The organism is Chryseobacterium sp. AC405b, assembly GCF_979258685.1.
This window is the reverse complement of sequence record NZ_OZ409877.1, coordinates 717,188-728,708: the sequence shown is the minus strand read 5'-3', so window position 1 is coordinate 728,708 and position 11,521 is coordinate 717,188. Positions and strand designations below refer to the sequence as shown.

Below are 11,521 nucleotides of genomic sequence, written 5' to 3'. Positions count from 1 at the left end.
ATTAAGTATTCTCCGGACGCACTTTATTCAAAAATAAAAACGTGGATAATCCTGCAATAAAAGACATTGAGGTTGCTAAGATCAAGCTTCCGATAAAATATTGGAGAAAATTATTTTTCACCAGGTCAAAATTTAATTCCCGACTAAAAACATTGCTGTCTCCGGCAATAAAAGGCGATCCTAAAAAAAGTGAAGCAGCAATAATAAAAGGGATGAATGGTGGTAAACTCACGTTCGATGCAACAAAAGCCAGAACCTTATTCAACTTGAAAAGCACCGACAAAGAAATCACAAGCAACGTATGGAATCCCCAAAATGGTGAAAAGCCAACAAAAACTCCGAGCGCAATTGAAAATGCTTTGGTTCTGTTGTCTCCGTCACTTTCCAATACATCTTCTTTGATGAATTGTTTAAAACTTTTCTTTCTGAAATTATGGATGAAATTTCTTGGAATGATATACACTAAAGCGATAATTACCAAAATAGTATTCAGAATACTGATTCTCGTAAAATCTTTAAATGGTCTGAAATGTGAAACCCTTTCCGCAGGATCGTAAAGTACTTTTATAGGAACATTTTTTACAGGAATGCGTTTCCAGGCAGTTCTTACAATAATTTCTATTTCAAACTCGAATTTTGGAGTAAAATATTTCTTCGGAATCTTATTTAACGGGTAAAGTCTGTAACCGGATTGCGTATCTTCAAGTTTGATTCCCGTTTCAAACCAAAACCAGAAATTAGAAAATCGATTTCCAAAGCTGCTTTTTTTCGGAATTCCCTCTTGCGACATGTTTCGGTTTCCGATGAGTAAAACATCGTCACCTTCGCTCATCAAAGCTTCTACAAAAACAGGAATGTCGTCGGGATAATGTTGCCCATCAGAATCTATGGTTATTGCGTACTCAAAACCCAATTCTTTCGCTTTTCTGAAGCCTGTCTTCAGACCATTTCCTTTACCCTTGTTTTCAGGTAAGTTGAGAGTGGTAAGTTGAGGATAATTTTTTAAAATTTCTGAAGTAGAATCTGTAGAACCGTCGTTCACAATGATAATGTTTTCAGTGTATTCCAAAACGCCGTCAATCACTCTTTTCAGAGTTTTATGATTGTTGTAGGTAGGAATTAAAACGCAGATTTTCTTTTGGATAATTGCATTTCTCACTTCAGAAAGTATCATTATTTTAATGAATTTTTTTCAGTTGCGGTCATTGTTTTAGACTGCATAGCAAATTTTCTGATATATGTTTTTAAAGCTGCGTTCTGTTTACCATAATTATTGAGGATAAAAGTCTTGTCAGCTTTTAGATTTGAATTATAGCCCACAATTTTAGGAATATTTTCCTGAACGCTCATCCTGATAAGTCTCAATTCTACATTATTCGGATTGTTTTTTATAACGCTCTCAAGACTGGTAGCTCCTGATTTTACAAAAGATTTTCTTTTGTTTTTTTCTGTGGTCACTTTAGCCTCAAGAATATTTGCAGCAGCTTTGTAAGCAGAAATTACAGGATCAGAGGAAGATTTCTTATCTGCCAGTTGAATAAAATTTTTAGCACCGTCTACAGATTGATTTGCTTTAGAATATGAATTTCTCAAAGCTTCGATGTCGCCACTTTGAAAAAGAAAAAATAAACCAGCTAGGAATGAAAGTAAGAGTTTCATATTTTAGTATAATTAACTGACATCTTCAATGCAATAGTCTCGCCAAATGACGTGGTACTTTTTACTTTCATCTCATTTTCACCTTCATTAATGTCTAATTGCATTATTAATTCCGGTGTTTCAAAAGGATTAATGATGGCCATAAACTTTACATTAGACGCCGATTTTAGGAAAAGTTTTCTGCCTGAAAATTCTTCCGTTAGTTCTTTTACGATCTGCATCATACAAACTCCAGGTGTAACAGGATTTCCGGGAAAATGACCCTTAAAAATCTCGTGGTCTTTGTTAAGTCTAATGTTTGCTGTAAAACTTCCGTTTTCTGCTTTGTCGTAGCTTTCTAAAGTATAAAAATCTGTAAGTATGGTTTGCATTTTATTCTGTTTCGGTTATTTGAAAGAGTTGAATGTTAATCTTAAAATCTTTGTGCTTAAGATCAATGGTCTCTGCAAAAGTAGGTTTTTTGGCAACAAAAGTAAAATCGATTTTCTCCTTATTCTTATTCGTGTAAATGATCTGATCTAATAAACCATTTTCTTTGTTGAAGTATAAATAGTATTTTTTCTTATCGAGATTTGCCAGATAGATCTTAGAATCATTATTTTCAAAAGTTTCAGCTACAGAATATTTTTGTCTCAACAACTCCTGGAAATCATTTCGTAAAAAATTAATAACCATTTTTTTGTCTAAATCTGCCAAAACATAATTGAGCTTAAAATCATTTTCAGAAATTTCAAAATCGATCATTTTGTTGCCGAAATCTGAAGTCATTACAACTCTGTGCGTGGTTTCAGAGATTTTTTTAATGATTAAAATTCCGCTGATGTGATTTTTATAAATATCCATTTGGCATTTGTACACATAATCTTCTTTTGATGAAAAATACAGATTTTCAACTGTTTTTTCAGAATTCGAAACCGATTTTACATCTTTCAGCTGATAGGTTGTACATGAAACAATCAGCAGAAAAACTAAACTACAAAGAAAACTCGGAATCAGGAATCGGCGCATTGATTTTGGTGTTTTTAAAAGCAATATTTGTGGTATCTCCAGAAGCTTCCGTCATATTCACTTGAGAAACTGTCGTCTGATTTTTAGGAAAATGAAGTTCTATTTGCTTAATGTATTTCAGTAATTGAGCAGATTTTGGAGTAAATTTAGCAATATTCGAAGTTGAATTTTTTAAATAAACGACAGAAAATTCAGGATCGCTGAACATCTTTCCGTTTGAACTTCCTACAATTAATTCATTGATTTTTTCAAAGGTTTTACTTTTTGCATCGACAGAAGATTTTTTCCCTTGATCGTTGATAAAAATTTTATTTTCCTTAAAAATAATACTGTACTGATAAGGTTTTGTGTATTTCCAACTTAGTGTATTTGGAGATTTCAAAGACATTTTACCCTGCGTGACAATGTTTTTATCCAGAAAATCCATTTTTTTGGTTTGAACGAAATCACTTTGTAAAGTTTTGATGTTCTTACTTTCGGATGAGATTTTATTGACAAAAATTTTTGATTCTGCAGCTGTCATTGCTATATTTTGAGCAAAAACTAAACTTGAAATTAATATAAATGCTGCAAGAGCTATATTTTTAATCATTATTTTTAGATTTAATCATTATATCAATAGTGAAAGTCGAATATTTTTCACGCTCCAAAAATAACAATAATTCAACCAAAACATTGTAAGTTTTCTCCGAAGTGTCGTGAAGCAGAATAATGCTTCCTTTTTTTAAACTTTTCGTTACTTTTTTAAAAATTTTCTTTTCATCCTGAATGACTGTGTCCAGCGAACGAACATTCCAGCCGATGCTTGCCTTCTGCATTTTCCTGATGGCTTTCGCAATATTCGGGTTGGTGACGCCGAAAGGTGGTCGATATAAATTGGTGCTGATATTCCCAATTTTTCGAATAACTTCATCACATTTATCAATTTCTTCAGTCATTTTTGACGTGGATAAAAATCCGGTGTTATTGGAATGTGAAAAAGTATGATTTCCAACCGAATGACCTTCCGCAATGATTCTCTGAAATGTTTTGGGATGTTTTTCTATCTGTTTTCCGATGCAGAAAAACGTTGCTTTGATATTGTTTTCTTTTAATAAATCTAAAAATTTCGGTGTAAATTCTGTCGGGCCATCATCGAATGTCAGAGCAACTTCTTTAATTTTTGTTTTTTTACGAGTAAAACTGTTGACAAAATATCCTAATTGAACATCAAATGAACCCCAAATAACAACCGCTGAAAACAGAATGAAACAAAAGATGTAGACCCAAATAGTTGCTTGAAATCCATAAATAAAGAGATTCAAGAAAAGATAAAAGATTATAAATGGATGGTGTTTCATCTTTATTGTTTTTGGATTAAAACCTCAACGGTCTTTTTGTCATTCCGTAGGAATCTAAACAATCTATGCAGAGATTCCTACGGAATGACAAACTTACTTTTCAAATATTACTCAGAGTTATTAAGCCCTTTCCAGCAAAACCAAGCTGTGGTCGTTTCCTCTCAAATGATTGTATAAAAGAATATTTTTGATATTTTCGTTCTTCACATCATTCATCATCATTACTTCCGGAATCTCCTGATTTTTAAGAATATGGCAAGCCATAAATGTCGAAAAACCACTTGCTGTATTGAATTCGCCACTCAAATGTTTGTAATATAATAAAGAAGAATCTTGGAATAATTCGGAAGCATTTTTATAATAAACATCAGATTCAGAATCTCCGCTGAAACCTAAAATGACAGCGTCTATATTTTGATTGGTTACATTATTTTTCGCTAAAAAATCCTCAATGAATTTTTGAGTTTCATGTAATTCTAACCTGTTAACAATCTGAATGTCTCTCAGTTGAGCATACGAACTTTCAGTTTTTTCTTTTCCTAAAACGAAAAAGCTCGAACCTTCGCCCCAAATCACCCCTTCAGTTTTAGAATTCAAATAATCAGCAGGAAGATTTTCTTCTTTTTTAATGGAATTATTCAGATTGTACAATTCCATTGTTCTTTCGGTTTGCTCGTCTGTAGAACCCACCAAAACAGTTGAAGCTTCGCAATCATTGATTTGAAGTTGAGCATCCAACATAGAAAACTCCAGCGATGAAGAAGGGTTTACATAGGTGAAATTATACCCGTGACATTGCAATCTCAAAGCGATTTGTCCGGAAACCGTATTGTGTGTTGACTGAATGAAAAACGTTGGAGTCAAAAATTCTTCATTGTTTTCCAGTACATTTTTAAGGAATTTTTCCGAATCCTGAGAACAGCCCATTCCGGTTCCCACGATGATGGAGTCCGGTTTTTCAATTCCTGCTTCATGCAATGCTTTTGTGGAAGCAACTGAACTCATTTTTACAGTTTTAGACATTCTTCTGCTCATCGCAGGAGGAATGAATTCTTTGTAATTGGGTTCAATGGCATTTAAAACTTGAACGGAATTTTCGGGTTTTAAAGTATCGAAGAAATTTTCGTTCAAAGTGTCCTGAACCGATATACAGGCTGCACTATTGATATAAACTGCACTCATTATTTAGAAAAAATTAAAGTTGAACAGTTTCCTCCAAACCCAAATGAGTTGGAAAGTACGTGACTGATATTTTTCTCTTTCAGTTCGGTAACCGGCGTCAGATCAAATTCTTCCATCTTGGTTTTAAAATTCAAATTTGGAAAAATCACATTGTTCTGCATTGCTAAAATTGAGTAAACTGCCTCAATTCCCGCTGCCGCTGCCAAAGTATGACCCGTAAACGCTTTTGTAGAACTGAATTCCGGAACTTGGTTTTCTCCAAAAATCCTGATCATTGCAATGCCTTCCGATAAATCATTATTTGGCGTTGCCGTTCCGTGAACGTTGATGTAATCGATGTTTTCTTTATCTAAACCTGACACTTTCAAAGCTTTTTCCATAGCTAAATAAGCACCTTGTCCGTTTTCTGATGAAGCAGTTTGATGATGCGCATCATTGGCATTTCCGTAGCCGGAAAGATAAGCGAGCACTTTTTTATTTTCTTTTTTCACAACCTCGTCAGATTCCAAAACGAGGAAAGCGGCTGCTTCACCCAGATTGAGACCTTTTCTGTCGTTGTCAAAAGGAGTGTTGTAAGAATCCGTTAAAATCATTAGCGTATTAAAACCGTTCAAAGTAAATTTTGAAAGAGAATCTGTTCCACCGACAATCACTCTGTCAAGAACGCCATTTTTAATCAGTTTTGCACCCATCATAATGGCATTGGCTGCAGAAGAACAGGCGGTGCTGATGGTAGAAACCATTCCTTTTAACTCAAGAAATTCGGCAATTGCTAATGATGAGCTTCCGGCATCATGTGAATCGATATATTTTTGCTTTTCAGGAAAATCTTCGTAGGTGTAGAAATATTTTTCGGTAATATCCATTCCGCCTACACTTGTAGAGGAAATGAGCCCGGTTCTGTATTCATTAATATCCGAAATTGCGGCACTTTCTACAGCTTCTTTTGCTGCAACCATTCCTAATAAAGCGGTTCTTGTAGCGTTATTATCTCCATTAAGCTGAAGTTTCTGCACAAGTTCTTCATTTGATAATTTTATTTCGCCTGTTTTAATGTTTCCGGCGTGGCGTGTTTCAAACATTTCAATATCTGAAATACCGTGTTTACCAGTTGTCAGCGAAACGAAATTTTCCGCAACATTGTTACCAATGGCGGAAATGATGCCCATTCCTGTGATAGCAATTTTTTGACTCATCTTTACAAATGTAACAATGTATCAATGTAACAGTTTACCAATTATTGCTAGACTGTTACATTGTCAGATTGGTAAATTAATTTGTTTTGTTCTGTTTTCTTCGATGTATTTTGCCATAACCTCAATAGATTGAAAAATTTCTTTTCCTTTTTTCGGGTCGGCAAGTTTGATTCCGTAGTCTTTGTCAAGAAGAACAATTAATTCCAAAGCATCAATAGAATCCAATCCAAGACCGCCGCCGAATAACGGATCTGCATCTTTAATTTCTTCTATTGCAACATCTTCAAGATTAAGAACTTCTATAATTTTGTTTTTTAATTCTAATTTTAAATCTTCCATTTTTCAAAAATTTACCAATGTATTGATGTACCAGTTTACCAATTAAACTGAATCGTATTGTTACATTGTATAATGTTATATTGTTAAATTACGCAGTTAGCAAATATACAAAAGTTGTATAACTTTCCTGATATAGTTCGACCCAGCCGCATAAGACTTTTTCAGCCTTACCAGATTGGAGAATCTGCTTTGCGTATAAGTTTAAAAAATCTTCATCAAATTCATCCAAAACAAAAAAAGCATTTTCGGTCTGCATTTTATGTTTAATGCTGATCTCACCGACACAGATGTTTGGTAAAGTGTACACAAAAACAGCAGGACTCGGGAAATAATTGTCTTGAGAATTAATACTTTCCTGATATTTAAAATCAGTGTCGAGGCTTGAGGATTTGTTAGCGAAAACCAATGCAGTTTTGCTGTGGTCGTCGTTTTTCAGAATCATTTCTGAGGCGAGAAATGCCAATTTGCTCAGATTATCCATTTTATGAAATTTAGGATAATTCAGTTCTAAACTTTTATAAGCTTCTTTAGCGAAATCTGAGAAATTTTCGGTTGGGCTTTCAAAAATAATTTGTTCGTTGACGATTATTTTTGAATTTTCTATGGTGCAAATATCTGTTTTCTTCATTGAGTTTTTCAAAAAGTTTAAGGCTTTCTTATTGGATTTTGATGAGTATTTGAAAACAGAGAGTACAATGATTTTGGAATCAATAATATCGAAAACAATTAGGTATGGAAACTTGTGAATATAAGCTTCTCTGTAATTTTTTTTAAGCTGAAAATGTTTTGGATTGTTTAGAATTTTTTGTAAATACTTGTCCAGATGTTTCATGAATTTCTCTCCCAAACCTTCTTGTGCGTCTTCATAATATATATACGCTTCCAGAATTTCCAGACTTGCTTCTTCCTGTAAAATTAATTCATAGGTCATTTCAAAGCAGATTTTGCTTTTTCTTTGACTTCTTCCCAAGTGTATGATTTGCTTTCTCCGCTTAAGTGTTTTTCTCGTCTTTCGTTTATTTCATCATAATGCCAATCTGGAACCGATGGATAATTATCTTCCTGCTCTTCGGCATTGATGATTCCATTGATAATACGCAGAATTCTTTCATCTGCAATATCAACAAATTCGTGAATTCTTTTTCTGATTTCTAAAGGAGATTCCATTTCCTAAAACTTTAATTCTATCAAAATTACAAAATTATTTATGTTTTTTCCAAAACAATTGCCGCATTACATCCACCAAAACCGGAAGCTGTTTTCAGAATATATTTAATTTCCGCTGACTGATTTTTTTTAATGATATTCAAATCCTGGGAAACACCCATTTCCTCAAAGTTTTTAGATGGAATTAAAATATTGTTCAAGGCAGATTCCATTGAAATAATACTTTCCAGAAGTCCGGAAGCACCTAGACAATGACCGTAATAGCCTTTCATACTGTTGAGCGGAACATTCTGCAGATCCATTCTGTTGAAAGCAATGGCTTCCATTTCGTCGTTATAAATAGTTGCCGTTCCGTGAGCGGAAATAAAATCGATTTGTTCTGCTGAAACTTTCGCTTCTTTCATTGCATTCTGAATGCTGGCAAACAGTCCGTCACCCGTTCTCGACGGTCCGGAAATGTGATTTGCATCGTTAATCGCAGAATTGCCTAAAACTTTAAACTTAAATTTTTCGCTTTCTGACGGAGTAGAAGTGATGTAAGCTGCCGCTGTCGCTTCACCCAGATTAATTCCGTTGCGGGTTTTGTCGTAAGGTTTACAAGGTTCCGGAGCTATCGCCTGAAAAGAATTGAAACCGGAAATCACAAACTCTGAAATCTCATCTCCGGCAACTACGAAAGCGTTTTTATACCTTCCTGCCTGAATCATATTTTTTGCGACAGAAATCGCCATTACGCCGGAAACACAGGCGTTGGAAACCACAATCGGCTTGGTTTTAAAGTCGAAAAAATCAGCTAGTTTTTGAGCTAAATTAGAAAGATAAACACCTTCCGGTAAAGAAGTTTCATTTTTTAATAAACTGATATTTCCTTTTGTCGTTGAGAGAATAAAAGCAGTTTCATCTGAGATCTGATGTCTTTCCACTAAAGGTTTCAGGCTCAGCAAAAACATTTTTTCAAGTCTTGTGAAATTGTGATTGTTGAAGTTTTTATTAAATTCTTCTTCCAGTTTTTCAGAATCAATTTTAGAAATATAAAAAGCTTCCTTATTATCTGTGACTTTATGCAAAGCCACGCCGGATTTTCCTTTCAGAAGGGCTTTCCAATTTGATTCAACATCAAAACCCAAAGGTGTGATGCAGTGGTAATCGGTAATGTAAATTTCCTTCATCATAATCCCATTTTATCTTTCCAGGCCTGAAAAAACTCTGGATTGTACAGACACAAATTATTATCGGAATCCAAAAAAACCTGAATGGTTTCTCCACTACAAACCAACTGATTGTTTTGATTGAAAATCTCGTATTTATAAATCAATTTCGCCGAAACAGAATTTACAAAAGTTGTTACGATATTGAAGGTTTCACCATATTTCAAGGGAAGAAAATGTTCACACGTACTTTTCACAATCGGCGTTACAAATCCGGCTTTCTGGATATCGAGATAGGTCAGACCGTGCTGTCTTCCGAAAGCTTCTCTTCCGTCTTCAAAATACACGATATAATGTCCGTGCCAAACAATTCCCAGTGGATCTGTCTCGTTGAATCTTACACGTATTTCCTCTCTACAACTTAACGTTTCTTTCGACTGCATATTTCTTTCAGATTAATTTAATTAAAAACAATTAAACGCTGTGGAGTTTTCTTTCATAAATTAAAGAAATACTTACCATCAACACATAAAATAAAAACAGGAAGCAAAGTTCAGGAGCTATTTCAGCAATGCCGCTGTTTCTCAAAATGATATCGTAATAGGCATTCAAACCCCAATTCATTGGTGATAAATTGGCTATTTTCTGCATAAATTCCGGCATCAGAAAAACAGGAACCCAGATTCCGCCAATTGCCGCTAAAACTACGACAGAAGTTGCGCCAAACGGTGCAGATTGCTCCTGCGTTTCTGCTAAAGTTCCAAGCAATACGCCAAATCCTATGGCTGCCAAACCTGCAAAAATCGTCACGATAATCATTGGGAATAATTTGCCGGCAACTTCAAACTGTGGCAAATCCATATATGGGAAAAGGTAAACGCCAACCGCAACCATCAATAGAAATTGGATGACGCAGATGATGAGATAGGTAAATGTTTTTCCTAAAATATGAATGTAATAGGGTGTAGGACTCACACGAACTCTCACGCTCGTTCCCTGGCTTTTTTCTTTTACCAAATTAATAGAAAGCGGAACCACAATAAAGAAAATTGCAAACAATGCCCAAGCCGGAACGTTGTGCTGTACAGAATTAGGAAGAATTTCTTTTTTGTCTTTTATAGGCGAAATTTCTTTAAAACTGATAAGGTTTTTGCTTTCCTCCAGGCTGTCATCCGTTCCCAATTGGTCCTGAAAAGCTTTGTATATTTTTTTATTTTCTATTTGAAAAACCATTTTGCTCACGGCATTCATCACAGAGTTTTTGAAACTCATATTGGTTGCAGGATCAAAATACAAATGAATATCTTTTGCTTTTACAGATACTGGTTTTGCTGATGTAGAATCTGTTTCCAATCCAAAAGAGCTCACGATCGTCTGAACTTTAGAATCAATATTAGAATTCAAATCTTTCGTTAAATTTTCCGGAATAACGATAGCCATTTGATAATCGCCTGTGAAAACGGCGTTCTCAGCATCTTTTTCGTTTAAATCAGTAATAAGTTCAAAAGTTTTGCTGCCTTCCAGTTCAGACTTTATACTTTTAGAAATCTCGGATCGGTCATTGTCTACAAAAAGAATCGGGATTTTTGTTCCTTCCAGATTTTTAAAGGTAGAATCCTGAATTAAGGTGATGGTAATAATCAACAGTAATGGCATCAGGAAAATAATAACAATTCCGCCGGAATCTCTCTTCAGCAACAGAATTTCTTTGATAAAACTTCTCCACAATTTATACAACATCTCTCAATTCTTTTCCTGTTAATGATATGAAAACTTCTTCCAGATTTTTCGCATTGTTTACCTGAGCAATCAATTCTGCAGGTGTTCCGCTTGCGTGAATTTTTCCGTGGTCGATGATTGATATTTTTGTACAAAAGTCCTCAGCTTCGGAAAGGTGATGCGAAGTGTAAATGATACACGTTCCTTTTTTATTTAAATCTAAAAGGTAATCAATAATGGCTTTTTTCGACTGAACATCAACACCCACCGTCGGTTCGTCCAGAAACAAAACTTTCGGGTTGTGAAGTGTTCCTGCGATGAGGTTGCAGCGGCGTTTCATTCCGCCGGAAAACTGATCGACTTTTTTATTGGCAAATTTCGTTAAGCCCATTAATTCCAGAGCTTCATCGATGGCTTTGTGAAGATAAGCATGTTTCAAACCATACAAACTTCCGAAAAATAAAAGATTTTCTTTAGCCGTCAAAGTAGGATAAAGTGCATATTCCTGTGGAACTACACCGATAAGTTGTTTGATTTTTGTGCCATTTTTTTGAGGCGACAGACCATTGATCTTATAACTTCCCGACGTTGGTTTAATTAAACCTGAAAGCATAGAAATCAAGGTGGTTTTACCCGCTCCGTTGGGACCGAGAATTCCGTAGATTTCGTTTTTATTGATGTTCAAAGAAATATCATTAACGGAAAACTCTTCCGAATTTTTGTATTTCTTGTAAAGATTATTTATTTCGATGATATATTCCAC

Annotated in this window: 15 protein-coding genes; all 15 read right to left on the bottom strand. The window is 34.7% G+C overall.

Annotation, left to right across the window (positions count from 1 at the left end; translation table 11 throughout):
- Position 1 precedes the first annotated feature (1 nt).
- Positions 2-1,174 (bottom strand): DUF2062 domain-containing protein, encoded by a 1,173-nt coding sequence (locus ACZZZA_RS03490; RefSeq protein WP_463429821.1) that lies wholly within the window; start codon positions 1,172-1,174, stop codon positions 2-4.
- Positions 1,174-1,659, bottom strand: a complete 486-nt coding sequence (locus ACZZZA_RS03485; RefSeq protein WP_463429820.1) for a hypothetical protein — start codon at positions 1,657-1,659, stop codon at positions 1,174-1,176. Before ACZZZA_RS03485 ends, ACZZZA_RS03490 begins: the two co-directional genes overlap by 1 nt.
- Positions 1,656-2,030, bottom strand: coding sequence for a 3-hydroxyacyl-ACP dehydratase (locus tag ACZZZA_RS03480; RefSeq protein ID WP_463429819.1), 375 nt, complete (start codon positions 2,028-2,030; stop codon positions 1,656-1,658). The genes ACZZZA_RS03485 and ACZZZA_RS03480 overlap by 4 nt, the downstream gene beginning before the upstream one ends.
- A gap of 1 nt (position 2,031) precedes the next feature.
- Entirely contained in the window at positions 2,032-2,667 is a 636-nt protein-coding gene (lolB2, locus tag ACZZZA_RS03475) for a flexirubin biosynthesis protein LolB2 (protein WP_463429818.1), read from the bottom strand.
- Positions 2,633-3,259 carry a flexirubin biosynthesis/transport protein LolA2 gene (gene lolA2, locus ACZZZA_RS03470; RefSeq protein WP_463429817.1) on the bottom strand — a complete coding sequence of 209 codons (627 nt, stop codon included), beginning with the start codon at positions 3,257-3,259 and terminating at the stop codon, positions 2,633-2,635. Before lolA2 ends, lolB2 begins: the two co-directional genes overlap by 35 nt.
- Positions 3,252-4,007, bottom strand: a complete 756-nt coding sequence (locus ACZZZA_RS03465; RefSeq protein WP_463429816.1) for a polysaccharide deacetylase family protein — start codon at positions 4,005-4,007, stop codon at positions 3,252-3,254. The genes lolA2 and ACZZZA_RS03465 overlap by 8 nt, the downstream gene beginning before the upstream one ends.
- Before the next feature lie 120 nt (positions 4,008-4,127).
- Entirely contained in the window at positions 4,128-5,189 is a 1,062-nt protein-coding gene (locus ACZZZA_RS03460) for a beta-ketoacyl synthase N-terminal-like domain-containing protein (RefSeq protein ID WP_463429815.1), read from the bottom strand.
- The gene (locus ACZZZA_RS03455) at positions 5,189-6,385 is read right to left on the bottom strand and encodes a beta-ketoacyl-[acyl-carrier-protein] synthase family protein (RefSeq protein WP_463429814.1); all 1,197 of its coding nucleotides are present in this window, start codon (positions 6,383-6,385) and stop codon (positions 5,189-5,191) included. The genes ACZZZA_RS03460 and ACZZZA_RS03455 overlap by 1 nt, the downstream gene beginning before the upstream one ends.
- Before the next feature lie 63 nt (positions 6,386-6,448).
- Positions 6,449-6,724 carry a phosphopantetheine-binding protein gene (locus ACZZZA_RS03450; RefSeq protein ID WP_463429813.1) on the bottom strand — a complete coding sequence of 92 codons (276 nt, stop codon included), beginning with the start codon at positions 6,722-6,724 and terminating at the stop codon, positions 6,449-6,451.
- Between the two features lie 88 nt (positions 6,725-6,812).
- Positions 6,813-7,655, bottom strand: coding sequence for a type II toxin-antitoxin system RelE/ParE family toxin (locus ACZZZA_RS03445; protein ID WP_463429812.1), 843 nt, complete (start codon positions 7,653-7,655; stop codon positions 6,813-6,815).
- Positions 7,652-7,891, bottom strand: a complete 240-nt coding sequence (locus tag ACZZZA_RS03440) for an addiction module protein (protein ID WP_463429811.1) — start codon at positions 7,889-7,891, stop codon at positions 7,652-7,654. The genes ACZZZA_RS03445 and ACZZZA_RS03440 overlap by 4 nt, the downstream gene beginning before the upstream one ends.
- A gap of 38 nt (positions 7,892-7,929) precedes the next feature.
- A complete protein-coding gene (locus ACZZZA_RS03435) occupies positions 7,930-9,063 on the bottom strand; it encodes a beta-ketoacyl synthase N-terminal-like domain-containing protein (RefSeq protein WP_463429810.1) in 1,134 nt (377 codons plus the stop codon).
- Complete coding sequence (locus ACZZZA_RS03430; protein WP_463429809.1) at positions 9,060-9,482, bottom strand: acyl-CoA thioesterase; 423 nt, start codon at positions 9,480-9,482, stop codon at positions 9,060-9,062. The genes ACZZZA_RS03435 and ACZZZA_RS03430 overlap by 4 nt, the downstream gene beginning before the upstream one ends.
- 31 nt (positions 9,483-9,513) lie before the next feature.
- Positions 9,514-10,779, bottom strand: coding sequence for an ABC transporter permease (locus ACZZZA_RS03425; RefSeq protein ID WP_463429808.1), 1,266 nt, complete (start codon positions 10,777-10,779; stop codon positions 9,514-9,516).
- Positions 10,769-11,521, bottom strand: coding sequence for an ABC transporter ATP-binding protein (locus ACZZZA_RS03420; RefSeq protein ID WP_463429807.1), 753 nt, complete (start codon positions 11,519-11,521; stop codon positions 10,769-10,771). The genes ACZZZA_RS03425 and ACZZZA_RS03420 overlap by 11 nt, the downstream gene beginning before the upstream one ends.

Coding starts and splice junctions, on each gene's coding strand:
- ACZZZA_RS03490 (WP_463429821.1), bottom strand. CDS start 1,174: ATGATACTTTCTGAAGTGAGAAATGCAATTATCCAAAAGAAAATCTGC.
- ACZZZA_RS03485 (WP_463429820.1), bottom strand. CDS start 1,659: ATGAAACTCTTACTTTCATTCCTAGCTGGTTTATTTTTTCTTTTTCAA.
- ACZZZA_RS03480 (WP_463429819.1), bottom strand. CDS start 2,030: ATGCAAACCATACTTACAGATTTTTATACTTTAGAAAGCTACGACAAA.
- lolB2 (WP_463429818.1), bottom strand. CDS start 2,667: ATGCGCCGATTCCTGATTCCGAGTTTTCTTTGTAGTTTAGTTTTTCTG.
- lolA2 (WP_463429817.1), bottom strand. CDS start 3,259: ATGATTAAAAATATAGCTCTTGCAGCATTTATATTAATTTCAAGTTTA.
- ACZZZA_RS03465 (WP_463429816.1), bottom strand. CDS start 4,007: ATGAAACACCATCCATTTATAATCTTTTATCTTTTCTTGAATCTCTTT.
- ACZZZA_RS03460 (WP_463429815.1), bottom strand. CDS start 5,189: ATGAGTGCAGTTTATATCAATAGTGCAGCCTGTATATCGGTTCAGGAC.
- ACZZZA_RS03455 (WP_463429814.1), bottom strand. CDS start 6,385: ATGAGTCAAAAAATTGCTATCACAGGAATGGGCATCATTTCCGCCATT.
- ACZZZA_RS03450 (WP_463429813.1), bottom strand. CDS start 6,724: ATGGAAGATTTAAAATTAGAATTAAAAAACAAAATTATAGAAGTTCTT.
- ACZZZA_RS03445 (WP_463429812.1), bottom strand. CDS start 7,655: ATGACCTATGAATTAATTTTACAGGAAGAAGCAAGTCTGGAAATTCTG.
- ACZZZA_RS03440 (WP_463429811.1), bottom strand. CDS start 7,891: ATGGAATCTCCTTTAGAAATCAGAAAAAGAATTCACGAATTTGTTGAT.
- ACZZZA_RS03435 (WP_463429810.1), bottom strand. CDS start 9,063: ATGATGAAGGAAATTTACATTACCGATTACCACTGCATCACACCTTTG.
- ACZZZA_RS03430 (WP_463429809.1), bottom strand. CDS start 9,482: ATGCAGTCGAAAGAAACGTTAAGTTGTAGAGAGGAAATACGTGTAAGA.
- ACZZZA_RS03425 (WP_463429808.1), bottom strand. CDS start 10,779: ATGTTGTATAAATTGTGGAGAAGTTTTATCAAAGAAATTCTGTTGCTG.